This is a genomic window from Halobacillus litoralis (genome assembly GCF_009856355.1).
Taxonomy (GTDB): domain Bacteria; phylum Bacillota; class Bacilli; order Bacillales; family Halobacillaceae; genus Halobacillus; species Halobacillus litoralis_B.
The window spans coordinates 74,939-98,470 of the sequence record NZ_WMEW01000001.1; the positions used below are offsets into that span (position 1 = coordinate 74,939).

Sequence of the window (23,532 nt, forward strand, 5' to 3'; positions counted from 1 at the left end):
CCCTATTCATACCGTTTCGTCATCTCTTCCCATTGTTCCATCTCCCGCTTTTTCGCCATTTCATAGCGCAGCATCAATTCTTCCTCCTGCTGTTCAAAAGCTTCCTCGGAGATTTCCTCCAATTCGTACATCATCTGAAGCTGGATGATTTTTTTCTGGATGTGCTCCAGGTCGTACCATTCTTTATCCACTTCTTCTTTGACGTGCTCGCCTACTTTTTTGATCAGAGTGATCGGAGAAGTGAACAGTTTATGAATCATGAAGCTTCCACTTTCAACTGGATATGGATAAAGTTATAAGGTGCCCAAGGACCTGTATATTTGAAATCCACATAATCGCCCCATGTCTGATAAAGCTCGTTTACAAGGGCATCAAAAACTTCCTCTTTGTCCCGATCGATTAAGTACGCGCCGTTCAGCAGCATTTTTTCTCCTAAGGTATCATTTTTCTTCGCGGCTTCCGCCAGTTCTGCAAGGGGTTCGTGGATACGTTTATCGACATCATTCTGAATGTCGGTAAAGAAATCACGGGCCATTTCACCAAGCTGGATCCTGTCAAAATAACCGGCGGCTTCCGACTTCCCTTTCACCGTTTCCTTCTGCTTCTGCATTCTGTCGTTCTGATGGACCATGGATTCCAGCCATTCCCTTTTACCGACGACTTTCAAGCCGATCTCCATTTTGTCCCGGACTTCGGAAAACAGCTTCCTTAGCTGCGGATACAGATTTTCAAGCAGTACTTCAGTATCTTCCTTCGACTTAAAAACGTTTCCAAAGCTGATCGGAACGACCGCTCTCTCCTCCTGCATCACCTTGGTAATCACCGCCTGATGGGTCATCAATGGATCTTTTTTCGGATGGTAAATCTTCACAGGAGCGTGTGCAGCTACAACAGCCGCATCTTTATAATGCAGTGTAAATAACCGGCGTTCTTCTCCCTCGAATTCGATCGTGCCAAAATCTTTTTCTTCTTCCGCCTGTATACAGCAGAAGATGTAAACACCTGTTTCCTCTGCCATTACGATCCCTCCTTTATATTCCGGCACTCGTTTAAGATGAGTGCCTCTGCATTATTTGACGGTCCGCCGTCCTGAAGCTGAAGCGGGAACATCATAAAATCAAGACAGAGATGCTGGAACGCCGGATGACTGCCTTCAATCGGAATGGCATGCTGTTGAGCGATATCCGCCATCATGATGGATGTACGGATGCTCAAAGGACTGCCGTTTCCCTCCAGTTGTTCATTCACACGTTTCACGAGGGAGACGATTTTACCTGCCCCGGCTTTTTTCATTCCGGTCCGCTTCATGACAACAGCCGTTTCCGTTTCCACATCCATCCGTTCCAGTGGAATCGTAATCAGCCTGTCAAAAAGAGCATCCTGGGTTTCATAAACGCCGGCATACTCAGACGGGTTGCTTGTGAGCAGCATCCGGAATTCGGGATGGACACGAATATGGGATTCGTTCCGTTTGGCCCCGTATAACGGCATCACTTTTTCTTCTAATATCGATAGAAATAAATTATTCGTATAAGGGGAGGAGCGGGTGAATTCGTCGTAAACGAGGGTATGTCCCTCTTTCACTGCTTTGTACAGATGCCCCTCCACCCAGTTTTCCGATACATTTTCCTCAATCTTATGGACCGTACGCACAAAGTTATCATGCAGTTTTTTCCTGCTGTATCCACTGTACGCGCCAATTAAATCCTCTCGTGTAAGATCCCTGCTTCCGGTAATAACGGTTACGGGACGTCCACGCTTCTCAGCCGTGTGAAGCGCCAGCGTCGTTTTCCCGATTCCAGCCGGCCCTGTATAGTGAACCGGATAGCCGGCCGATACATACCTTAAGGTCCGCTGAATCATCGATTTGAAATGAGGAAGATCGAATACGTCCCCCGGGGTGCGGGCAGAAGGCTGTCTGCTGTTCAATCGTGTCATCATCCATCCCCCTACGTTTCAACCTGCTCATCAATTTCCGTGCGGTAACGAAGCCGGATCCTGGAAAAACCGCTGATATCCAGCTGCTCATCCAGAAAAACTTCGTACACGCCGACCATCTGGTCCCTGGCATACTTCTTCATATATTCCTTCTCCTCAATCACTTCAACGATCACGCGCCATTCCTCATCCTTTTTCCTTGCCGAAATGATTTTATGAACCGGCGCAATATTCTGCTGAAAAAAATCCTGAACGGCATTCAATACCTTCATACAGCCAAAACCCTCTCTTTCTCTGCCATTATCTTATATACTGAATTCCCCGCGCTCACCAGCGCCGGACTCTGCAGATGAACCGTTTTCACCAAGCCGGCCTCCAAGCCCTTCTTCTTCCACTTCATCACGAAGGAGCCCGACGGCTTCCGCATATCTGAGCCACGTATCTACACTCGCAATAACGACACGCGCCTCCACTGTAATCAACTCAATTCCTACAACAGAAACTCTGGCAAACGCATCAATGACTATACCTTTATCTAAAATTCGGTCAACGACTTCTGCTAGACTTGAACTATCGGTGGATTTTTGAATCGCCATGAGGGATTCTCCTTTCAGTTTTTAAGAATGATAGGTTTTCATATGGGAAAGGCCTTTTACATCTTTCGGCCCTTTGATGGAAGAAGCACTCTTGATATGGGAGACACCCTTGATGTCCTGGACACCCTTCAACCGTTTTGACCCACTGGATCGATCACCCACGGAATTCTGGATTTCCTGTCCTTTCTGCTTTACATCTGAAAGGTTCTCCTTGAAGGCCAGCAGCTTCTCCTGCGCTTTTTCCCTGGCTTCCTCTGCTTTGGCATGGACCTCCCTGGCATTCGCCTCGGTCTTTTTCTGCCATTCCTGTTTTCTCTCATTGATCTGCGACTGCAGATATTCACGGAACTGTTCTTTCGCAAAATCTCCCGCACTGTCATAAAGCTCATCACCGGCTCGGTCTTTTACTTCTTCCCAGTCATCACTTTTCCGAAATACTTTTTTCGGATCGGGAAAATGATCTTTCACAGATTCCGCCGTCTGTTTTATTCCACCTCCCACACGTTCCAGCCAATTCTTGGAGTCTTTCTGATTTTTCAAAGCATCACCACACTTCTCCTGAATGACAGTCATTTCTATCCTTACTTCCCAAACTCACTTTTCTGAAACCCGATGAACTTCATATTTATAAAAAAATGGGAATATAGACATCAGAAACGGAGACTGAACCCCTTCCCAGTGCCTATAAAAGGGCGGTGATGACAATTCGTTTTCCGATATAAAACTTTTGTTACAAAATAAAGTTGCCCAACCCAGATGTCGAAACCACACTTAAGAGGTCATTTTCCAGCACCTCTATCCCAACCCCGATATCGCAGGAATCCATCCGATTTCTCCGAATTACTAGAGTATATCTTTTAAAGGAGGAAATCGTTTGAAGTTTAAAAAGCTTGCTTCCCTGTCCCTTGCCGCCGCACTTGTACTTATGCCGTCCACTGGAGGAGTCCTGGCTGATTCACTTTCCGACAAAACATCATCAGAACGGACAAACAAAATTGATACTTATCTCGAAAAAGGAAAGTATGTGCCGGGTGAAGTCGTCGTAAAATATAAGGAAGGACGGGCGTTAAACAAGAAAGAGATGAACCAGATGGACGCCGTTGTCCTTGATGAAGAACAGGAAGTTGTAGAATCTGAGGAGAAAGTGTTGAAGGTGAGAAACGTTGAAAAAGTCGTCGAAGCCTTAAACAAAAATCCTAATGTAGAGTACGCAGAGCCGAACTACGTATTCCAAGCCACGTGGACACCGAATGACACGTACTACAGCGGCTATCAATACGGCCCGCAGAATACCGATACACCAAGGGCCTGGGACATCACACGCGGAAGCAGCAGCCAGGAAATCGCCATCATCGATTCCGGTGTCGACTATAACCATCCGGACCTTGATGGAAAGACGATCAAAGGCTATGACTTCGTCGATAACGATAACAATCCAATGGACTTGAACGACCACGGGACCCACGTAGCTGGAACAGCAGCAGCTGAAACGAACAACGCCAGAGGTGTCGCAGGAATGGCACCGAATACGAAAATCCTTGCCGTCCGCGCCCTCGATGCGAATGGGAGCGGCTCCTTGAACGATATTGCGGATGCGATCCGCTATTCAGCTGATCAGGGCGCAGAGGTCATCAACCTCTCCCTCGGCTGTAACTGTGATACACAGACATTGGAAAATGCCGTCAACTACGCCTGGAACAAAGGATCGGTCGTCATTGCAGCGGCAGGAAATGACGGGGTTTCAACAACCTTCGAGCCTGCCTCCTATGACAACGTCATCGCCGTCGGTGCCGTCGACCGCTATGACAGAAAAGCCTCCTTCTCCAACTACGGAACATGGGTGGATGTAACAGCGCCAGGCGTCAGTATTGCCTCTACCATGCCGAACGGCGGCTATGCCTACATGTCTGGAACGTCCATGGCAGCCCCGCACGTGGCTGGTCTGGCCGGACTTCTCGCTTCTCAGGGACGCTCCAACAGCAATATCCGAGCTGCGATCGAGCAGACGGCTGATCCAATCAGCGGCACAGGATCCTACTTCGAGCATGGATTGATCAACTCCTATGAAGCTGTGAACTATTAATAGAAAAAAGATTCTCCTTCTCCCCGCTGACCTAAAAAAGGCCCCCCCCTTTTGAATTCAAGCATCACCCGGTGAAGATGGGGAGTTCGAGAGATTGAGGAAGGCGCCTGCATGCGCCTTCCTCTTTATTATCAGTTGACGATTCACTCAGCTATTCGCTATAGTAAAAGTACCAAAGGGAGTAGCGACCGCATATCCGCGGCTGATGAATCGTCATTTCGGTGATCCAATCACCTGGTTCATCAAACTATATAGATAGGACGCGAGACTTTGGCCCTCAACAGGGCCGAAGTCTCTTTTTTTTGAGCAGAGCCCTGTATATAGAAAGGAGATTGCAATGATGGTTTATTTTATTTTTCTACTGTCCGCTGTCATCGTCGTATATGCGGCTGTTTACCTGAACCGCTTCGGCGATGTGATCAGCCGGAAATCAACACTGAGCGGTGCTGTCGTCGGCACCTTTCTCATCGCCGGGGCCACCTCACTTCCGGAATTGACGACAAGTTTAACGGCCGTCTACATCGACAATCCTGACATCGCCGTCGGTAACATGCTCGGAAGTAACGTATTCAACCTGCTGATCATTGCCGTTGTAGATATGATCTACCGAAAAAGAAAAATGTTTAACGCCATTGATGAAAAGCAGCATATGCCGACAGCGGTTGCCGGTATCGTGTTTACCTTGATTGTAGTCGCCGCCCTAATCCTGCCGTTTGATTTTTCCTTGTTTAACATCGGAATTGAAATGTTCATCCTCGTCGGCCTGTATATCGCGGCCACTCGATTTATCAATCAGGGAGAAGAAGAGGAGATAGATGAAGCGGCTGCCGTTGGCAAAGATTATTCACTAAAAGGCGCTGTGACCGGATTTATTATCACCGCTCTACTCGTTTTCGCCTCAGGGAGTGCCTTATCGATTTCCGGTGATCAGCTGGCGCAGCAGACTGGCATGAGTTCAAGCTTTGTCGGAAGCTTCCTTATTGCCGCTTCCACATCGCTGCCGGAACTCGTCACTGTTCTCGTCGCCATGAAGATGTCCAACTACGGAATGGCGCTTGGATCGATTCTGGGAAGTAATCTGTTTAACCTGCAGCTTCTTGCTGTGACGGATATCTTTTACCAGAAAGGTGCGATTCTGCAGTCCCTCAGCTCCACCCATCTGCCTGTGGCACTGCTGAGTGCAGCCATGTTGTTCTTGACCGTGTTCATGGTGAACCGGAAGCCGAAGGAAAACAGCTTCCGCTATGCGGTACCGTCGCTGATTATGATCGTCATTTATTTTGCAGCATCCTATCAGATGTTTTAAAAAAAGCAGGAGAGCGCGGGCTCTCCTGCTTTTTCTCATTTATACCCTACTGGATGAAACTCTCCTGTCAGAGCATCTACAATTAAGTGAAAACACTTTTTCTTTTTCATTCCTTTCACTATCCAATAAGGGCGGTAGAATAATGATTCTTTGGTTAAAGTAATGCCGGGCATTCTAAATATTTTCATCTTATAAGAAATGGATCGGCCGATAAACCTTTCACCGTAAACCTTTGCTTTGCTTAACGGTATTTGAATATCCAGCACTTTATTGGTCTTTAATTCCGCTTCAGAAAGTTCAGGTGAGGTGTCGATGAGTGATCCTACACCACTAATCGAATCAATGGTGCACCCTATTTTCTTATGGACGTGTCCAAGCCACCTTTTCCCTTTCATTTCATATTCCAGGAAATAATAAGGATAATACACTAAACATTCAGGTGTAAAAATTGAATCCTTCTCCATTTGTTTCAGAAAATGGCAGATCTCTTCATCTGAAAATATATGATCGCTTGTCAAGACAGGTGTTGTCATCTAGAGAAATCCTCCCCCACTTGAGTTTCCTTCAGGTATTTTCCTAAATTTCCTGCTTCAAGGTTCAAATGTCTAGAAACCTTTTTATCTAGCGACGCCGGCACAGAATAACCCTTTTTCACTTCAGGGAAAATATCTTCTATCCAAGCCGGTTTTTTACCAAAAGGATTTCCTACAAGCATCCCAAGCACCGACATTATTAAACCAGCTAAAAACGGGTGAAGGTATGTAGCTTCCTGGAGTTCTAGTGAAGTCCAGAAAATATTCGTCACTCCTCCAAAAATCATCGCGCATAATACTCCGATATTATTCGCGTTTTTAGAGTATACAGAAACGACATACGGAACGATGAAGCTGTTTCCTAATACACCAAACGAAAAAATGACTAGAGAAAATACCGATGGTGGCTGATACACGGCCACAATAACACCTATAACACCGGCTGCCAGAATACATAATCGACTTATATTCACCATTTTATTATCACTTGCCTTTTTATCAATAAACCGTAAATAAATATCTCTTGATAGGATCGTACCTGCCTGCATTAATATGGAATCAGAAGTAGACATGATCGCTGCCATTACTGCAGACAATAAGATCGCCGCCATAATCCCAGGGAAAAATTCATAGGCCAGTGTTGGGATGACCATTTCCGGGTCATTTAATTCAGGAAGCAGTACAATAGCCATAAACCCTAGAAGATATGGCGTAAATACAAAAAGCTGGTTCCAAGTAGCTGCATAAAGAATAGCTCCCTTTACCGTTTTCGTACTTTTCATAGACATATGTCTCACCACTACATGGGGGAGTCCCATATAGCCTATAGAATAAATGAGCACCGCACCAAGAACAACACCCCACTGTCCGATATAAGCCAAATCTTTTCCCCATGGACTTAAATACGAAGGATCTATGGCAGCAATCTGTTCATTCAACCCTGACAGCCCGCCAAGATGAATAAAACCCATGATTGCAATCCCGACGACACCAATAACCATAATAATGCCTTGGATAAAGTCAGTCCAAACAACCGCCAGGTAACCTCCTGTGACGGTATAGGAAATGATCACACCAACGCCTATTAATAGAGCCGTAGAATAGGATAATCCAGTCAACTGCTCTAAAGCTTTACCGGAAGCGATGAACTGAGCGAACACATATCCAAATAAGAAAATTATAGATATAACTGAACCTACAATACGGATAGCAGGGCTCTCAAAACGTTTTTCCAAATATTCAATAGGGGAGAGAGCACCCAGCCTTTCTGACATTCTTCTCATCCTTTTCCCTAAAACGGATAAGTTCACAATGGCTCCCCCTGCATCCCCAAAGGCATACCATAAAGCGTACCACCCTTGTTGAAAAGCAAGAGCCGGCCCTCCCATAAACATATACCCACTCATAGATGAACTCTGCATCGTCAAAGCAGTTACTGCTGGTCCAAGACTTCGTCCTCCCAGTAAATATTGGTCAACTGATTTAGAAGCTTTGCGGGTAAAGTAAGTACCAACAACTAGTAACCCAGCTAAATATACAAGAAAAATGATCGTATCGAGTTTCAATTGCTTTCCCCCTCTCTTCTGTGATGATATTCTTCTTCAGCTTCATCATCTTTTCTAAACTTCACATAAAGGATAATAGCCAATGAAAACCAAAAGACCGGCCATGGAGCAAATAACCAAAATGTTTCTGAGGGAAGATTGAACAAGATTCCTCACGCTCCTTTTTTTGTAATATAAAGTAAATTTTACATAAATTCAGCTGAATCCTCACTAGACATAGTGTCGTTTTCCTATTAGGAAATTTAAACACTATGACAAATTCTCCCACAAAAAAAGCATCCGATAGCACACGGATGCTTTTCCACTTCATAAAACCTTACTTAAAAATTCCTTTGTTCTTGGATTCTGCGGATTTCCAAAGATATTCTCCGGTTTATCCTCTTCCATAATAATTCCTTCATCCATGAACAATACCCGGTCGCCAACTTCACGCGCAAACCCCATTTCGTGGGTAACGACCACCATGGTCATCCCTTCACGGGCGAGCTCCTTCATAACAGCCAGCACATCGCCCACAAGTTCGGGGTCCAAGGCCGAGGTCGGTTCATCAAAAAGCATGATACTCGGCTCCATTGCGAGCGACCGCGCGATAGCGACACGCTGTTTCTGACCGCCGGAAAGACTTTCCGGATAAGCATCCGCCTTATCACTCAGGCCGACTTTTTCCAGCAGGGGACGCGCCACTTTTTCTGCTTCACTTTTCGACATTTTCTTTACCTTAATCGGACCGATGGTGATGTTATCCAGAACGGTCTTATGAGGAAAAAGATTAAAATGCTGGAATACCATGCCGACGCGGGAACGGATTTTGTTGATGTTGATCTTTGGATCGGTTAAATTGTCTCCCTGAATGATTACATCCCCGGATGTCACTTCCTCGAGCAGATTCAGACAGCGGAGGAAGGTACTTTTCCCAGAACCGGACGGGCCGATAACACAGACCACTTCTTTTTCCTTAATCTCTGCATCGATTCCTTTTAAGACTTCATTGGAGCCGAAGGATTTGTGTAGATCCTTTACACTGATCATTAGACATCCAGCCTCCTTTCCACCCGTCTAAGGTAGACGGCTGTCGGTACAGTGATGATAAGGTACATGATACAAACCATCGTTAACGCCTGAAACGCCTGGAATGTCATCCCATAGTACTGCTGTCCCATATACAGCAGTTCCCCTACGGCGATAACGGAGAACAGGGATGTATCCTTCAGACTGATGACGAACTGGTTGCCAAGCGGCGGGATCATACGGCGGAATGCCTGAGGCCAGATGATATAACGCATCGTCTGCCCGCGGGTGAGCCCGATGGACCGTCCCGCTTCCTCCTGCCCCTTATCAATGGAATACACAGCACCGCGGACAATTTCAGCAATGTAGGCACCGGCATTGATGGCAATGGCAATGATTGATGCTGTAATTTTATCGATGTTCACATCCATTAAATCGGATAAACCAAAATAGATGAATAAGATCTGCGCCAAAATCGGCGTGCCGCGGACAGCTTCCACGTAGACCGTGGCAATGCCGTAGATCAGCTTATTTTTTGACAATCGCGCGAATCCGAAGACGGCTCCAAGGATAAAACCGAACAACAAACCGACGAAGGTGATAAGCAGTGTCCAGACTAACCCTTCCAACAGAAAAGGCATGACGCGGTAATAGTGGGATTCCGTAATAAACTCCATGCAGGTGACCGCTCCTTATGTTTAGTGGTTGAATGTTTTGTAGAGCATGGAAAAGCGTAACAAGACATTCCTGCTACGCTTTTCCTTCACTTTTGATATCCGGCTGTGGAGTTATTCCGATGACTCGGTCCCATATTTGCGCTCGCCAAACCATTCCTCGTAAATGTCATCGTACGTTCCATTATCGATCAACGTCTGCAGCGCTTCGTTTACATCTTCCACCAGCTCAGAATCCTTAGGAAAAGCGATGCCGTACTGTTCCCCCTGCAGGGTATCGCCTGCAGTCTTCAATGTACCCTCGGCATCATTGTTCACATAATATTTTACGTTCGGTACGTCATACATCACAGCATCCAGGCGGCCAGATTCTAAATCCATATAGGCTTCCACAATCCCCGGGAACGTAATCAATTCCGCGTCGGGATGATTTTCTGAAATGTAGGTTTCACTCGTCGTCCCTGAGCGTGTCCCCACCTTTTTCCCTGCCAGATCCTCCTCAGATGTAATTTCCTCATTCGAAGCATCGACTGCTAAAATAAGGCCGGCGTCATAGTAAGGATCAGAGAAATCAATGGTTTCTTTCCGCTCTTCTGTAATCGTCATACCAGCAATTCCGATATCATAACGCCCCGACTGCATTCCTGCGACCACACCATCAAATTTCATGGATTCGATTTCCACATTGAAGCCTGCTTCATCAGCAACCGCTTTGATCAGGTCGATATCGAATCCCTGCATTTCGCCGGATTCCTCGTCCATAAACTCAAACGGAACGAAGTTATTATCAGTGGCGACCGTGTATGTTTCTCCTTCTGAATCGCCGGATTCCCCGGAGCTGGAAGATTCACTGCTACCACAAGCAGCCAGAACCGCTCCAAGAACAATCATCATAAAAAATAAAGACCATTTCGATTTCATACAACTTCCCCCTTTGGTTTTATGTACTTTTGCCTACCCCAAACTTTAATACTATTTACAATTTTCTAAAAAATTTATTTTCAGCTTTATTCCGTCAAAAAACGTCATTTGGGAGGCGTTTTTTTCTTTTTTCTCTCATATGCTTAGATTTTGGATGTAATCATGATCATTGAGGCGGTTGGTTGATATATTTCGAATTCCGCTGAAATATCCGGGAACTAGTGGGTAGATCCAAAATATCACCGATATCTCCAAAGGAATACCGATCTCCATGTCGAATAAGGAAAAAGCGAAAGGATGGATGCCATGATTAAAAAAGAACGCACGTTTCCCCGAGATATCAAAGTTCTGCAGGCTTTGAAGCGTAGGCTGGTGGACAATCACCCTCAATCCGAAGCTGTAAATGACCAGTTGAAGCTCCGATTAACCGGCTTCAAAGGCGAACTCTCCTTGAATTATCCTCTTACTTTCCTCCCCTCGGACCATTATATTTTCCACGACCTGCGTCTGTATGACGGCACCCACCACTTTCAAATCGACTGCCTTGTTGTAACCCCTTCTCTCCTAATCATTCTGGAAGTGAAAAATATTGGAGGGGAGCTGTTTTTCAACCAGCGCTTCCACTACCTTGAACGAAAATGGGAGGAAGATCATTCTACGTTTGCCGATCCAGTCATTCAGGTAGGCCGTCATACCCGGCAGCTTCGGAAGCTGCTGAATCTCTGGCAGATTCCTCATGTTCCAATTTATGGACTGGTCGTCAACAGCCACCCTGCGGCAAGGATTGATACAGACGATGATGACCTTGAGAACGTCATCCGAATTGAAACGCTGCCTGAAAAAATATCCACCCTGGTGGAAGGCAGCATACCCATTTTAAATGCCTCGCCAATGAACCGCTTAACCACCCACTTGCTAACCAATCACGAAAGTTACTTTTATGACTATGTAAAATGTTTCAAACTGGAAAAGGAAGATTTCAAGAAGGGGGTTTTCTGCCCGAAATGTTCCTCACTGCCAATGAAACGTATGCACGGCAGATGGAAGTGCGTGAACTGCGCTCATCTCAGCAAGTCCGCTCATGTGGATGCTCTGGAAGACTACTCGCTCTTAATTGAAGACCGGATTACCAATCAAAGCGCTAGAGATTTTCTCCTTATTTCATCTCCCACTTCCGTAAAAAAGTTACTTCAGTCCATGAATCTTTCGACCGTTGGACAAAACAAGGGCAGAGCTTATATGCTTGATAACTTCAAATGTTGATATATTGCTGATTTGACTGATATATTGCCAATTTGACTGATAAATCCAAGGAAAGACTGATATATGTGTCAAAACGACCGATATATCACAAAAAAGACCGATATCAGCCACCCCTCCCCCATAAAGTCCAAAAAAAAAGCACCCCCAAAAGGAGGCACTTTACGTTTTCGGCTGAGGATCCGCTTCCATCAATAGATCCACCAAATGCATGGCTTCCATCCGATCATCGGCACCTTCGCGGACAACGCCGAGCTTCATCTGCAGCAGGCAGCCCGGGTTGGAGGTAACGATACCATCCGGATCCACACCGCAGACGTCCTGCATTTTCACATCAAGGATGTCCATCGCCTCTTCATAGTTGACGATGTTGTAAATCCCTGCGGAGCCGCAGCAGAATTCCGGCCGGTCCATCTGTTTCAGCGTCAGTCCGGGCACTTTTTCCAACAGCGCGACAGGCGCATCGGTTACCTTCTGGACGTTTCGCAGGTGGCAGGAAGGCTGATAAGTAACAGTTCGCGGAACGGACTGCTCAAACCGGAGACCGTCGATTTCCACCAGCACTTCGGAGATATCCTTCACGTTGGCTGCAAAAGCAGAAGCACGGCTGCGCCATTCTGTCCCCTCTTCAAACAGATGGGGATATTCAATCAGACGGGCACCGCACCCGCCGGCATTGTTGACGATGTAATCAAAGCCTTCCTCTTCAAAGGCTTCGATATTCCGCTTGGCAAGTTCGACCGATTCGTCTACTTTACCGGAGTGTGCATGAAGAGCGCCGCAGCACGTCTGCTGCTTTGGAAAAACAACTTCCGCGCCGCTTCGTAACAGCAGCTCCATCGTGTTTTGGTTCGTTTCATAAAACACACTATCCATGATACAGCCCTTGAAAAAAGCAACTTTAGCTGTGGCCGGACGTTTACGGACGTATCGGCCCGCCCTTGATTTCCGCCGCTTTGGGGAAGGCATCTCAGGAAGTACGGCCTCAAATTCATGGAGGTGCAGCGGGGCCCGCTTCGTGAGGCCGAACCGCTGGGACACTTTTTTCAAGCCGCTGGTTTGATAAAGCCAAGTGGCATGTCCAAGCGAATCCATCCATACCGAGGAGGGAAAAAAACGTTGGAACATAAAGTTCTCCACAAGCTTCCTCGGTCTGCTTTTTTCCTCCTGTTCATCTATGACGTGCTTGGCACTCTCAAGAATTTCTCCATACTGGACGTTGGTCGGGCATACGATTGTACAGGCCATACAGCCAAGACATTTTTCGATCGGCTCTTTCAAATCCTCGACAGACGCTTTGCCTTCCGCAACCATTTTCACGAGGTTGATCCGGCCGCGAGGCGAGTGGGTTTCTCTTTCCATCGTCTCATACGTCGGACAGGCAGGAAGACAGTAGCCACACTGCACACAGTCAAACGTCTTATCATAGCTGAGCTTTTCCTGCAGCAGACTATTCATGATGCAGCACCAGCTTCTGCCCTTTTTCCGGGAAGACCTTGCCAGGGTTCAGGATACCGTTGGGGTCCCAGCTGTCCTTGATCCGCTTCATCATATCCAGCCCGACTTCACCGAGCTCCATCTCCATGAACGGAGCTTTCATCGTTCCGATTCCATGTTCGCCGGATAAAGTGCCGCCGAGCTCCAGGGCCGCTTCAAACATTTCTTCCACGGCTTTTTCCACCCGCTTCATTTCCTCGACATCACGTTTATCACAAAGAACATTCGGATGCAGATTGCCGTCCCCGGCATGACCGAAGGCCACCACTTCCACGTCATACTTTTCCTTAATAACCTGAAGGCGGTCCATAAAGTCCGGGATTTTACTGCGGGGCACGGTAGCATCCTCAGAAACTTTCGTCGGCTTGATTTTTGCAATCGCAGGCGACACCTGTTTCCGCGCATGCCACAGCTTGGCTGCTTCTTCGTCTGTTTTGGGAATGATCACATCCAGCGCACCCATGTCCTCCATAATCTCTTCGATGAGCCGGCGCTCGACTTTCAGCGTCTCTGGATGACCGTCCAGTTCAATAATAATCACAGCGGCAGCATCGACAGGGAGACCGGCCGGCTGAAATTTTTCAACAGCCACAACACAAGCCTGATCCATAAATTCCATTTTGGACGGAAGGATCCCGGAGGTAAGGGTCTGGGAAATCGCTTCTCCTGCCTTCCGTACTTCATCAAACGTGACCATCAGCGTCTGGACGGCCGGGGGCTTCGGCATCAGCTTCAATGTCGCTCCGACGATCACCCCTAAAATCCCTTCCGAGCCAACAATGAGTTTCGTTAAGTCAATGCCGGTGACGTTTTTGATCGTCCGGCCACCGGTGCGGATGATTTCCCCTTCCGGTGTGACGACCTCAAGGCCAAGGACATGATCTTTCGTCACGCCGTATTTCAAGCCGCGCGGCCCTCCGGAATTCTCTGCAAGATTGCCGCCGATCGTAGCGACGTGGGCACTGCTTGGGTCCGGCGCGTACATGAGGCCATGCTCCTCAGCGGCCTTATTGATATTAGCCGTGAGCACACTCGGGGTAACGTCCACAGTGAGATCCCGCGGACGCAGGTTGATTTCAGCGGGATACTGGGACATATCCAGGACAATTCCTCCGTGCACCGGGAGCGGACCGCCACTCAGACATGTACCTGACCCTCTCGGGTGAACAGGAATTCTATAACGGTTGGCCAGTTTCAAAACATCAGCGGTTTCCTGTTTGGCTTTCGGCTGGACCACAACATCCGGCAGATGCTCCCCGAACGAGGCATCAAAGCTGTAACTGTGCCGGTCGGCGAGATCGGTCAGCACCCTTTTTTCAGGGATAATGCGGCGGAGTTCCTCGATCCATTCGTCCATATGCTCAGCTCCTTATTAAGATTGGGCTTTTTTCTGACGAAGCGGTTTACCTTTCAACACATCCATGACGTCGGTAATTTCATTAAAGTAATGGGACGCTTCATTCCACTGGTCGGTGACCAGATTGACAAAAAGAATGTCGATCATATGCAGCTGTGCAAGCCTCGAGGAGGTCGCCCCGCTGCGGAATGGAGCGGGAATTTCCCTGGAGGCTGAAATATACAGCGAAACATCCGCATGGGAGGTCACGGGTGACTGACCATAGCGGGTGAGACTGATCGTTTTGGCCCCTTTGTACTTCGCTATTTCCATGATTTTCGCCGTTTCATATGTTTCACCGGAAAAAGAAATACCGAATACGACATCATTTTCCTTTACGTTCGCAATGTCCATCGCCGCATTGTGCATATCTGTAAATGCGGACGTCGCTTTGTTCATCCGGAGAAATTTCTGCTGGGCATCCTGAGCAATGATTCCGGAGGCACCAACACCGAAAAAGTGGATCGTGTCCGCTTTTCTGAGGACATCCACGGCTTTTTCGAGCGTCCGGTAATCGACCATTTCCGTCGTTTCCTTGATCGCCTGCAGGCTGTTGTTGGTCACTTTTTCAACAATCGAATCGGAGGATTCCCCGGGCTGGATATCCCGGAACCGGTTCTCCGGCTTTTTCTGGAGGTCTCCGGAAATGCGCAGCTTCAGCTCCTGCAGTCCCTTCAGTCCAAGGGACTTGCACAATCGGATCACGGCAGCGCTGCTGGTGGAACTCAGTTCCCCAAGCTGTGTGGCTGTACAGTGGATGGCCTCATGCGGCTGATCCAGTATAAATTCGGCAATTTTTCTTTCTGACGGGGGCAGCTTGTCCTTCATTTCATTCAGAATGACAAGACCGCCTTTCAATGAGTTTTTCATTTCTTCCACCACTCTTATCCTTTAATAGCTCCTTCTGTCATTCCCTTGACGATGCGCCGCTGGAAGATCGCATACAGGACGATGACAGGAACGATGGCAATGACTAAGCTTGCAAATAAGGTCCCCCACGCGTTGGTGTACTGGGTCTCATTGCTTATGTAATCAATCGCCAGGGCCAGCGTATAGTTTTCTTCCGACTGCAGGAAGATCAAAGCCATAAAATATTCATTCCAGAATTGAATCATATTCATAATCGTTACGGTTATGATACCCGTTGTTGAGAGGGGTGTAATCACCTTCCACAGAATTCCATAAGGCGACATCCCGTCAATGGCTGCCGCTTCCTCCAGGGACTTGGGTATCGTCGCCATAAAGCTTGTCAGCACAAATATACTGAAGGGAAGCTGACTCACCGCATAGACGATGCTCAATCCGAAAATGTTATCAAGAAGGTTCAGCTGCATCAATAAAAAGAACAATGGAATCCAGCCGAGAACCATTGGAATCATCATCGCAGAAATATACAGGGTAAACAACAGACGGTTGCCTCGGAAGCGCATGCGCTCCAGAGCGTAGGATGTCGGTATGGCCATCATAAGGGTCAGCGTAGCCCCGAGACCTGTGACAATGAAACTGTTAAACACGCTGGTATCGATATTGTAGTTGCTCCAGGCATCCACAAAATTGGCAAAGCTGAAGGATTCCGGCAGTCCCCACGGGTTGGCGTAAATTTCCGCGTTCGATTTAAACGCGCCCAGAACCATCCAGACGATCGGATACAGGACAGCGAGTGTCCAGATGATTAAAGGAATTCGAACGATGGTACGTGAAAAGAATTTTCCTGTCTGCACTCCATTCCCCTCCTGTCGGTTAATATTCCACTTTTTCCCTTCTCATGAAAAACTGCATAATCAGCACCGTGACCAACGATAGAATTAAAATCATCACACCAATGGTTGCTCCATAGCCGAAATTATATTTCACAAAGGCCTGCTCATATAAATACGATCCCATCACATGGGTCGAGTTGTTCGGCCCGCCTTTGGTCATAACCTGAACGATAATGAAGGAACCATTTAATGTCGTAATGATGATGTACAAAATGCTGATCTTAATCTGCGGCCAGATCAGCGGCAGGGTCACTTTCCAAAACTGCTGCCACTCTGTTGCGCCGTCAATTTCCGCTGCTTCATAATAGCTCTTGGAAATGTTGGAAATCCCGCCCATCAGCATGAGCATGAACAAGCCGATCCCCGCCCAGACGGATGGAAGAACAAGGCTTGGAAGCGCCCAGTCTTCACTGCCGAGCCACGGTTTCGTCCATTTTTCCAATCCGATCAGTTCAAGACCGGAGTTGACGAGACCAAGACTCGGATTATAGATGAACATCCATAAAATACCGATGACCACCACCGACATAATGTTGGGAAAGAAGAAGACGATGCGGTAAAAAGGGGCTTCTTTAATTTTCAGCTGTGTCAAAGCGACGGCAAAAAATGTCGATAAAATCATGATCCCGACCACTTTGGTCACAACAAGGAAATAATCGTGAAGGATGGTTCTGGGGATAATCTCATCACTGAACAACCGGCGGTAATTATCAAACCCGACAAACTCCGCCAGCGACGACGCACCGGACCATTCAAAAAAGGAATAATAAAGGCCGTTGAACAACGGATACAGGGTGAAAACAGAAAACAGAATGAACGTTGGAACAAGACAAAATGCGAGAAATAGATTCCTCTGCCTGCGCGATTGGACCATCACACTTCCCTCTCTTTCTGTATGGTTATGAAAAAAGGAATGTGAAGACAAGAGCCTTCCCATTCCTCCTTTCATGTGAGCCTACTCTAAACTGCTGCGGTATTCAGCTGCGGCTTTCTCTGCTTCCTCCACAAATTCCTCAGCTGTGATGTTTCCAAGCATGAGGGAAACGAGGGAGTTGCTGATCGGCGTTTCCAGCTCTGAACTCATTGGGTGAGGCTTCTGGTGGATCTGCACCTGTTCCGGATCGTTGATCATTTCATTCGCTTCAATCAGGAAGGAAGGCACTTCTTCACTGGAAGACAAATCAACACCCTGGAGGTTCATAATCGCTCCTGTATGTTCAGAGAAGCTCTTCGCATACTCTTTTGTGAAAACAAACTCGACAAACGCTTTGGCTGCTTCCTTGTTTTCTGCTTTTTCAGCGATAGCCAGTGGACGAAGATCAGGAACAATAGCATAAGGCTCTCCTTCATCCTGCATCGGAGACGGAATGAATCCATACTCAAAATCATCCGGCGTATCATTGGCCATTTCATTAGGCAGCCAGAATCCTACAGGAATGAACGCATTATCGTGAAGAAGGAAATTCATCTGTGACTGGGTATGATTCAAGGCACCAAACCCGTCATCGATCATGCCTTCTGCCTGCATCTGCTCTACTTTTTTCATAACGTCCAGTACAGGCTCGCTCGTCCAGGCTCCTTCCTTACCTTGAATCACATCTGTCAAAAGCTCATCCCCGCCGGCGGCACCGAACGCAGGATACAGGACGCCTCGCAGGAAGTAGTATGGATACTGACCTGTCGTGACGAAAGGAGCAATCCCTTCTTCGTCCTTAATCTGACTCATCGTGTCCATAAACCCAGGGAAATCTTTCGGAACCTCCCACCCTTTTTCTTCAAACCAGGCGTTGTCATACCACGTGCCCCATGTATCAAAGACCAGCGGCAGACTGTATACGCTGCCATCATAGTCAGCCGGATCGACGATAAAGCTTTCGCTCAAGGCTGTACCATCCTCAAGTTCGACACCTTCCATCCAATCCGTCAAGTCCATCAGCTGACCGTCTTCCACCATCTGAGTTTCACTGGATCCTGCTCCATCGATGTAGACGACATCAGGCGGATCATCCGATACCCAGCGCGAACGCATTTCTTCGTTAATATTCGGACCGGCATGTTCTGTAATCGTGACATCCGGGTACTCCTCCTGGAAATCCCCGATGACCTCTTTCCACCAGGAATCTCCATAACCGCCGACAAAATATTGAATTTCAAGTTCTCCGGAAACCTCCCCTGTTTCTTCTCCACTGCCTTCAGAAGAAGTATCCTCCTCCGCGCCCTCTCCATCTGTCTCTTCTGTTCCTGCTCCGGGTGCACAACCGACAAGTATAAGAAAACCTAATAAAACTGCGACAATCAACCAAGCTGATGTTTTCCGCCATAAACTCAACATAAGCTCCCCCTTTTTTGATTGAATGATATATTTGAAACCAGCGTATGGTTTACAAATTAAGTTTCTGCTTCCACTGCGTCCCGGAGTTTTCCACCGTGAGCATCCAGCAGACGGCCTGCTTCCTGGAACGAGACCTTCTTTTTCAGCATAACGATGGCCGGCTTCACTTGATGCCCGGCCTTCTGCAGGGCTTCTTCTGCTTCTTCATAGGAAGTTCCGGCCGCTTCCATTAAAATGCTTTTAGCCCGCTCCCGCAGTTTATAATTGTTGGCATGAACATCCACCATCAGGTTTTCATACACTTTCCCAAGCTTCACCATCACCGCTGTACTGAGCATGTTCAGCACCATTTTATGAGCCGTCGCCGACTTCAACCGGGTGGACCCTGTCAACACTTCCGGACCTACGATGACTTCAATTGGACAGGCGGCTTTTTTGCTGATTTCGGAATGATCATTACAGGATAGCGAGATCGTAAAGGCTCCCATCTCCCCTGCATAGGCTAAAGCTCCGATCGGATACGGTGTCCGCCCGCTGGCGGTAATCCCGACGACTACATCCTGTTTCGTAAGTCCACGGGCCTTCAAGTCTTCCCTCCCCTGTTTTTCGTTATCTTCAGAGTTTTCCTTGGCCTCTGTGAACGCTCCACCGCCACCGGCCATCACTGCCTGCACAAGCGAAGGGTCAACCATGAACGTAGGGGGACATTCTGACGCATCAAGGACGCCGAGCCTTCCGCTCGTGCCTGCGCCTACGTAAAACAAGCGCCCTCCGCTTTTCAAAGCTTCTGTAATGTGATCCACGGCCTTTGTAATCGCCGGCAGCACTTTTTTCACAGCCTCTGCCGCTTTGTGATCCTCATCGTTCATCACGGTCAGCATTTCCACCGTTGTCATCTGGTCCATATGTATCGTGCGCTCGTTCCTTTGTTCCGTTGTTAAATATGTCAGGGAATCCGTCATATGCCCATCACCTTTCTTTATCCATTCCAGCCGGTTTTCCAAGTAAAGCGGCTCCATATTCCGGGGGAGCGTAAGGGTCTGTCAGCGAACCGAACTGTCTGTCTTCCAACAGCCTTCCAACGTGATTTCTCAGAACGTGGGAGTGTGTGAAGATGGAACCGGCCACCGATACCGGCGCTTTCGGATCCACTCCCTGCTTTACGAGGCTTCCAATATGAAGCACGAGTTCTTCTGCCGCCTCCTTCAGCAGGTTCACCGCCGTCTGATCGCCCTGTTCAGAGGCTTTTATGACACAGGGAGCAAAAGCAGCGATTTCCTTTTTTTCAAAAGGACGTTCATACATGTATCGAATCAACTGTTCAGGTCTCTCTAAGCCACAGGTCTGCAGAATGAGAGAGGTCAGCTGTGTAGATGCTTCCCGTCCATCGGCGGCCTTCGCCACTTTTGATAACGCTTTCAAAGAAAGCTGATAACCGCTGCCTTCATCCCCCATCAAATGCCCCCATCCTCCACACTTTACGAGTTTTCCTGCTGCTGTTATTCCAACAGCATTAGAGCCTGTGCCGGAAATCAACAGCATGCCTTCGTCTATACCTGGAGGCAGCGATCCTTTTAAGGCGGCATGAACATCGGATGTAATGAATAAATTTAAATTTTCCGAAAACTTTAAGTTAAAAAAAAGCGTCTGTACGATTCCGGTCATCTGTTCGACCTCATCCGGCCGGCCGACTCCTGCCAACCCCATTCCCGCTCCGGAGATATCCCGGGGCGTTAAGGAAAAAGTCTGCATGCCGTGCCTGAGCAGGTGCTCCAGTCTCCGGCCGGCTTCCTCAAAACCAACAACGTGTGGATTTGTCCCCGGCCCATTTACCATCAGCGGATGCTTCGGATACGTCGTTCCGCCACATTCTAAAAACAGGCAGGTCGTTTTTGTCCCTCCACCGTCAATACCAATGATGTACGTCATGGGCTTCCTCCCAAACCTTGTTGAACTTATTATAGAGGGTATGAATTTTCGTGTCAATAAAATGTTAAAATATTCGTAATTTTATTTCAAAAGAATAACGGCCCGGACCATAAAGGATCCGGGCCGCCTCAGCTACGCTGCCTGTTTTCTATTTTTCTTTTCCTCCGCCTTGAACCGGAACGGCGCAAGAAGGAGTGCTGCAATTAAGAAGAGCCCCATGTATCCAATGACTGGATAGAACAGAGAAACAAGATCGGTAAACCCGAGGAAACTCAACCCAAAGGCAGCTGTAATCGTTATAAGAACGAACTTCTTATGTCCAGCAGTTCCCAGCGTTGTAAAACGGGCGGCCAAAGAAAAGAACATGCTGACCGCTGTGTTGAAGACCATTCCGAATAAAACGACCGAATAGAAGGCCCCCAGTATAGGAGAAAGTTCATCCACCAAGGCAAGCAGCGGCATATCGTAGGCTGCTATCGTATCAATCCGGGAGAAAATAGCCAGATGGCTGAGTACGATCATCATACCAAGGCCAAGACCTCCGAAGAGACCACCCAGGGCAGAGATCCTTTCATCCGTTTCATTCCCGCCCATCAACAGAGCCATCGAAGCTCCGACAGCAATATTAAAGGACACATAGTTCATAGCGGAAACAAACCAATAGGAAAAGTCATTCGGCTGCTGCAAAGCGGTCGTTTCCAATACGGAGAAACTTTCATCCATCGACACTAAACTGTAAATGGAGATTATCACGACCGTTAAAATCAGAAATGGTGTAATACTCCCAATGATTTTCACTACTTTTTCGACATTGAGCAGAATGGCCGCGGTAACAATGAGGCACATAAAAAGGACGCCGGTCAACGCCGGCAGACCAAACTGCTGGCTGGGAATAGAACCCGCACCGGCAATCATAACGACCCCTACACCAAATAACGTAAAGATGATAACCGCATCGACGATCCACCCCAGCCATTTCCAGCCGCTGACACGGTAAATGGCTTCCTTATGAGACTCTGCTTTCATCCGGGTACCGAGCTTCGTCAGCATCATTCCCATATAGGCGAAAAAGGCTGTGGCCAGTATGGCTCCTGCTGTTCCCAAATGCCCAAAACTTGTGAAATAAAGCAACACTTCCTGGCCGGAAGCAAAACCGGCTCCAACGATAATTCCAATAAATGCACTGGCTATCTTAAAAATTCTACTCATCGTGCTCCTCCTTATGTAAAACCCTTGATGTCTGTATAAAACGCTTCCTGTCATTTGTGTTTTTACACAAACAGATCCTTCTATCTTCGTATAAATCAACAAAATACGCAAGAGAAAATGGTCATGTCTGTAAATGAAAAACCATGATAGAATAAAGGTAACGATAGAGAGAAGGAGAACGTCTATGAGTCCAACACCACGTACCCCTAAAACATTGAACGATCTGATCGATTCTCCCGAAGGTTTAGCTGACCGCATCGCCGAAAACCTGGGCTGTCCAGTGACGATTGAAGATGCCAATCACCAGATTGTTTCCTACAGCAAACATGAAGAGCGTGTGGATGACGCCAGGACCGCCACCATCATGCGGCGCAAAGTTCCGGAAAGCGTCGTTAACGGGCTGTGGAAACACGGCATCATGGCCCGCCTTTTTGAGAGTGGCCGGCCGGTCATTGTCCCACCGATTGAAGAGATCGGACTCGGCCGCAGGCTCGCCGTTTCCGTCAGACATAAGGAGGAAACCCTCGGTTTCATATGGGCCCAGACCGCCGAATTGACAATTACAGAAGAACATCTTCAAACGATTGAAGATGCCTCCAGAATTGTCAGTCAGCACCTGCTCCGTCAGCAGGCAAAGAAGAAGAAATCCGAAGAAAATCAAAAGGAGTTCTTCTGGCAGCTGCTCACCGGTTCCCTGGAAAACACCTCCGATATTAAACGCCTCGGTAAAAAATATCAGATGAACCTGCAGGGTCAGCTCTGTGTAGCCGTCTTTGAATTTACAGAAGACCTGAGCCAGTCTGTCGAACGTCAGGCGTACTATTTATCAGAAACCCTGTACCAGACGAGGATTGTCAGCAGGATTTTCGATAATCACCAGCTGATTCTGCTTGTACGGACAGATCCCAAGGAAGATGCGGAGCACCTAAGCCGCGCTTTCCTGAACGACTTTACGCTGAAAATGAAAGAGCGCTTGAATTTTGACGATTTAAAAGGAGCCGTCGGCCTCGTTTATCATACGCCCTCTTTCATCCACTCCAGTTATAAGCAGGCGCTCAAAGTGCTTGAATTGAAGGACCAGTTTCCAAAAGCGCTGGCTGAGGTGGACCATTACCAGGATCTCGGCATCTATCAATTCATTAATGAAATCGCTGAACTGCAGAGGAACGAGCACTACCATAACCATGCGCTGAGGAAAATCAAATCGTATGATGCGGATAACCGGGCGGCTCTGCTTGAAACGTTGAGTGTTTTTCTCGCCCATAACAGCAACGTTCACAAAGCAGCTGAAGAAATGCATATTCATACCAATACCTTGAATTACAGACTCAAAAGGATCAGGGAAATCGGCGGCATCGATTTTAAAAATGCCAATCAAAAAATGATGCTCTTCATCGATCTGCTGATTGATGAAAAAGAAAAAGAGGATTTGTGATTTTTCACAAATCCTCTTCTTTATTTTCTCATTTTCTGCTAAACAAAAATCTGATTTCCCGGGCTATACTTTTCTTACAAACTGTTCTGA

General features: G+C 47.5%; 24 protein-coding genes. 4 read left to right on the forward strand and 20 right to left on the reverse strand.

Features of this window, described 5'->3' with window-relative positions; translation table 11 throughout:
* Positions 1-2 precede the first annotated feature (2 nt).
* From GLV97_RS00380 to gvpQ, 6 genes are read right to left on the reverse strand one after another with little or no spacing between them, the layout of a single operon-like run.
* The gene (locus GLV97_RS00380) at positions 3-260 is read right to left on the reverse strand and encodes a gas vesicle protein GvpG (RefSeq protein ID WP_160841903.1); all 258 of its coding nucleotides are present in this window, start codon (positions 258-260) and stop codon (positions 3-5) included.
* On the reverse strand, positions 257-1,018 hold the full coding sequence (locus tag GLV97_RS00385; protein ID WP_160841902.1) for a GvpL/GvpF family gas vesicle protein: 762 nt from the start codon (positions 1,016-1,018) through the stop codon (positions 257-259). Before GLV97_RS00385 ends, GLV97_RS00380 begins: the two co-directional genes overlap by 4 nt.
* Positions 1,018-1,938 (reverse strand): gas vesicle protein GvpN, encoded by a 921-nt coding sequence (gene gvpN / locus GLV97_RS00390; RefSeq protein WP_160838117.1) that lies wholly within the window; start codon positions 1,936-1,938, stop codon positions 1,018-1,020. Before gvpN ends, GLV97_RS00385 begins: the two co-directional genes overlap by 1 nt.
* 11 nt (positions 1,939-1,949) lie before the next feature.
* Positions 1,950-2,210, reverse strand: a complete 261-nt coding sequence (gene gvpO / locus GLV97_RS00395; protein ID WP_027955010.1) for a gas vesicle protein GvpO — start codon at positions 2,208-2,210, stop codon at positions 1,950-1,952.
* Positions 2,211-2,243: 33 nt separating this feature from the next.
* A complete protein-coding gene (gene gvpA / locus GLV97_RS00400; RefSeq protein WP_160838115.1) occupies positions 2,244-2,534 on the reverse strand; it encodes a gas vesicle structural protein GvpA in 291 nt (96 codons plus the stop codon).
* A 21-nt stretch (positions 2,535-2,555) separates the two neighbouring features.
* On the reverse strand, positions 2,556-3,107 hold the full coding sequence (gene gvpQ / locus GLV97_RS00405; protein WP_160888677.1) for a gas vesicle protein GvpQ: 552 nt from the start codon (positions 3,105-3,107) through the stop codon (positions 2,556-2,558).
* A 301-nt stretch (positions 3,108-3,408) separates the two neighbouring features.
* Here gvpQ and GLV97_RS00410 point away from each other — a divergent pair, with 301 nt between their 5' ends.
* A complete protein-coding gene (locus GLV97_RS00410; RefSeq protein ID WP_237416952.1) occupies positions 3,409-4,617 on the forward strand; it encodes a S8 family peptidase in 1,209 nt (402 codons plus the stop codon).
* Positions 4,618-4,957: 340 nt separating this feature from the next.
* Positions 4,958-5,923 carry a sodium:calcium antiporter gene (locus tag GLV97_RS00415; protein WP_160838111.1) on the forward strand — a complete coding sequence of 322 codons (966 nt, stop codon included), beginning with the start codon at positions 4,958-4,960 and terminating at the stop codon, positions 5,921-5,923.
* A 35-nt stretch (positions 5,924-5,958) separates the two neighbouring features.
* On the opposite strand, the gene GLV97_RS00420 is transcribed toward GLV97_RS00415, so the two are convergent.
* From GLV97_RS00420 to GLV97_RS00440, 5 genes are all read right to left on the reverse strand, one after another.
* Entirely contained in the window at positions 5,959-6,456 is a 498-nt protein-coding gene (locus tag GLV97_RS00420) for a hypothetical protein (RefSeq protein ID WP_160888678.1), read from the reverse strand.
* Positions 6,453-8,021 (reverse strand): sodium/proline symporter, encoded by a 1,569-nt coding sequence (locus GLV97_RS00425; protein WP_160888679.1) that lies wholly within the window; start codon positions 8,019-8,021, stop codon positions 6,453-6,455. The genes GLV97_RS00420 and GLV97_RS00425 overlap by 4 nt, the downstream gene beginning before the upstream one ends.
* A gap of 306 nt (positions 8,022-8,327) precedes the next feature.
* Entirely contained in the window at positions 8,328-9,050 is a 723-nt protein-coding gene (locus GLV97_RS00430; RefSeq protein ID WP_160888680.1) for an amino acid ABC transporter ATP-binding protein, read from the reverse strand.
* Positions 9,050-9,706 carry an amino acid ABC transporter permease gene (locus GLV97_RS00435; protein ID WP_160888681.1) on the reverse strand — a complete coding sequence of 219 codons (657 nt, stop codon included), beginning with the start codon at positions 9,704-9,706 and terminating at the stop codon, positions 9,050-9,052. Before GLV97_RS00435 ends, GLV97_RS00430 begins: the two co-directional genes overlap by 1 nt.
* Positions 9,707-9,817: 111 nt before the next feature.
* Positions 9,818-10,624, reverse strand: coding sequence for a glutamine ABC transporter substrate-binding protein (locus GLV97_RS00440; protein WP_160888682.1), 807 nt, complete (start codon positions 10,622-10,624; stop codon positions 9,818-9,820).
* Between the two features lie 306 nt (positions 10,625-10,930).
* Here GLV97_RS00440 and GLV97_RS00445 point away from each other — a divergent pair, with 306 nt between their 5' ends.
* Complete coding sequence (locus tag GLV97_RS00445) at positions 10,931-11,887, forward strand: nuclease-related domain-containing protein (RefSeq protein WP_160888683.1); 957 nt, start codon at positions 10,931-10,933, stop codon at positions 11,885-11,887.
* A 159-nt stretch (positions 11,888-12,046) separates the two neighbouring features.
* On the opposite strand, the gene GLV97_RS00450 is transcribed toward GLV97_RS00445, so the two are convergent.
* The 9 genes from GLV97_RS00450 to GLV97_RS00490 all read right to left on the reverse strand — a co-directional run bounded on the left by GLV97_RS00450 (position 12,047) and on the right by GLV97_RS00490 (position 22,007).
* Positions 12,047-13,342 (reverse strand): (Fe-S)-binding protein, encoded by a 1,296-nt coding sequence (locus GLV97_RS00450; RefSeq protein ID WP_160888684.1) that lies wholly within the window; start codon positions 13,340-13,342, stop codon positions 12,047-12,049.
* A complete protein-coding gene (locus tag GLV97_RS00455; protein ID WP_160838105.1) occupies positions 13,335-14,738 on the reverse strand; it encodes an FAD-binding oxidoreductase in 1,404 nt (467 codons plus the stop codon). The genes GLV97_RS00450 and GLV97_RS00455 overlap by 8 nt, the downstream gene beginning before the upstream one ends.
* 15 nt (positions 14,739-14,753) lie before the next feature.
* Positions 14,754-15,647 carry a MurR/RpiR family transcriptional regulator gene (locus GLV97_RS00460; RefSeq protein WP_160841897.1) on the reverse strand — a complete coding sequence of 298 codons (894 nt, stop codon included), beginning with the start codon at positions 15,645-15,647 and terminating at the stop codon, positions 14,754-14,756.
* Between the two features lie 14 nt (positions 15,648-15,661).
* On the reverse strand, positions 15,662-16,498 hold the full coding sequence (locus GLV97_RS00465; RefSeq protein WP_160838101.1) for a carbohydrate ABC transporter permease: 837 nt from the start codon (positions 16,496-16,498) through the stop codon (positions 15,662-15,664).
* Positions 16,499-16,517: 19 nt separating this feature from the next.
* On the reverse strand, positions 16,518-17,411 hold the full coding sequence (locus tag GLV97_RS00470) for a carbohydrate ABC transporter permease (RefSeq protein ID WP_160838634.1): 894 nt from the start codon (positions 17,409-17,411) through the stop codon (positions 16,518-16,520).
* 81 nt (positions 17,412-17,492) lie between these two features.
* A complete protein-coding gene (locus GLV97_RS00475; protein WP_160888685.1) occupies positions 17,493-18,869 on the reverse strand; it encodes an extracellular solute-binding protein in 1,377 nt (458 codons plus the stop codon).
* A 56-nt stretch (positions 18,870-18,925) separates the two neighbouring features.
* Entirely contained in the window at positions 18,926-19,831 is a 906-nt protein-coding gene (gene murQ / locus GLV97_RS00480; protein WP_160888686.1) for an N-acetylmuramic acid 6-phosphate etherase, read from the reverse strand.
* 7 nt (positions 19,832-19,838) lie between these two features.
* A complete protein-coding gene (locus tag GLV97_RS00485) occupies positions 19,839-20,798 on the reverse strand; it encodes an N-acetylglucosamine kinase (RefSeq protein ID WP_160838095.1) in 960 nt (319 codons plus the stop codon).
* A gap of 132 nt (positions 20,799-20,930) precedes the next feature.
* Entirely contained in the window at positions 20,931-22,007 is a 1,077-nt protein-coding gene (locus tag GLV97_RS00490) for a YkvI family membrane protein (protein ID WP_160841893.1), read from the reverse strand.
* A 184-nt stretch (positions 22,008-22,191) separates the two neighbouring features.
* Between GLV97_RS00490 and GLV97_RS00495 the strand changes: the two genes are divergently transcribed.
* Positions 22,192-23,442 carry a PucR family transcriptional regulator gene (locus tag GLV97_RS00495; protein ID WP_160888687.1) on the forward strand — a complete coding sequence of 417 codons (1,251 nt, stop codon included), beginning with the start codon at positions 22,192-22,194 and terminating at the stop codon, positions 23,440-23,442.
* Positions 23,443-23,532: the final 90 nt, after the last annotated feature.

Bases quoted from the DNA above. Each gene is read 5' to 3' on its own strand.
- GLV97_RS00380 (WP_160841903.1), bottom strand. From the start codon at position 260: ATGATTCATAAACTGTTCACTTCTCCGATCACTCTGATCAAAAAAGTA.
- GLV97_RS00385 (WP_160841902.1), bottom strand. From the start codon at position 1,018: ATGGCAGAGGAAACAGGTGTTTACATCTTCTGCTGTATACAGGCGGAA.
- gvpN (WP_160838117.1), bottom strand. From the start codon at position 1,938: ATGACACGATTGAACAGCAGACAGCCTTCTGCCCGCACCCCGGGGGAC.
- gvpO (WP_027955010.1), bottom strand. From the start codon at position 2,210: ATGAAGGTATTGAATGCCGTTCAGGATTTTTTTCAGCAGAATATTGCG.
- gvpA (WP_160838115.1), bottom strand. From the start codon at position 2,534: ATGGCGATTCAAAAATCCACCGATAGTTCAAGTCTAGCAGAAGTCGTT.
- gvpQ (WP_160888677.1), bottom strand. From the start codon at position 3,107: ATGACTGTCATTCAGGAGAAGTGTGGTGATGCTTTGAAAAATCAGAAA.
- GLV97_RS00415 (WP_160838111.1), top strand. From the start codon at position 4,958: ATGGTTTATTTTATTTTTCTACTGTCCGCTGTCATCGTCGTATATGCG.
- GLV97_RS00420 (WP_160888678.1), bottom strand. From the start codon at position 6,456: ATGACAACACCTGTCTTGACAAGCGATCATATATTTTCAGATGAAGAG.
- GLV97_RS00430 (WP_160888680.1), bottom strand. From the start codon at position 9,050: ATGATCAGTGTAAAGGATCTACACAAATCCTTCGGCTCCAATGAAGTC.
- GLV97_RS00435 (WP_160888681.1), bottom strand. From the start codon at position 9,706: ATGGAGTTTATTACGGAATCCCACTATTACCGCGTCATGCCTTTTCTG.
- GLV97_RS00440 (WP_160888682.1), bottom strand. From the start codon at position 10,624: ATGAAATCGAAATGGTCTTTATTTTTTATGATGATTGTTCTTGGAGCG.
- GLV97_RS00445 (WP_160888683.1), top strand. From the start codon at position 10,931: ATGATTAAAAAAGAACGCACGTTTCCCCGAGATATCAAAGTTCTGCAG.
- GLV97_RS00450 (WP_160888684.1), bottom strand. From the start codon at position 13,342: ATGAATAGTCTGCTGCAGGAAAAGCTCAGCTATGATAAGACGTTTGAC.
- GLV97_RS00455 (WP_160838105.1), bottom strand. From the start codon at position 14,738: ATGGACGAATGGATCGAGGAACTCCGCCGCATTATCCCTGAAAAAAGG.
- GLV97_RS00460 (WP_160841897.1), bottom strand. From the start codon at position 15,647: ATGAAAAACTCATTGAAAGGCGGTCTTGTCATTCTGAATGAAATGAAG.
- GLV97_RS00470 (WP_160838634.1), bottom strand. From the start codon at position 17,411: ATGGTCCAATCGCGCAGGCAGAGGAATCTATTTCTCGCATTTTGTCTT.
- GLV97_RS00475 (WP_160888685.1), bottom strand. From the start codon at position 18,869: ATGTTGAGTTTATGGCGGAAAACATCAGCTTGGTTGATTGTCGCAGTT.
- murQ (WP_160888686.1), bottom strand. From the start codon at position 19,831: ATGACGGATTCCCTGACATATTTAACAACGGAACAAAGGAACGAGCGC.
- GLV97_RS00485 (WP_160838095.1), bottom strand. From the start codon at position 20,798: ATGACGTACATCATTGGTATTGACGGTGGAGGGACAAAAACGACCTGC.
- GLV97_RS00490 (WP_160841893.1), bottom strand. From the start codon at position 22,007: ATGAGTAGAATTTTTAAGATAGCCAGTGCATTTATTGGAATTATCGTT.
- GLV97_RS00495 (WP_160888687.1), top strand. From the start codon at position 22,192: ATGAGTCCAACACCACGTACCCCTAAAACATTGAACGATCTGATCGAT.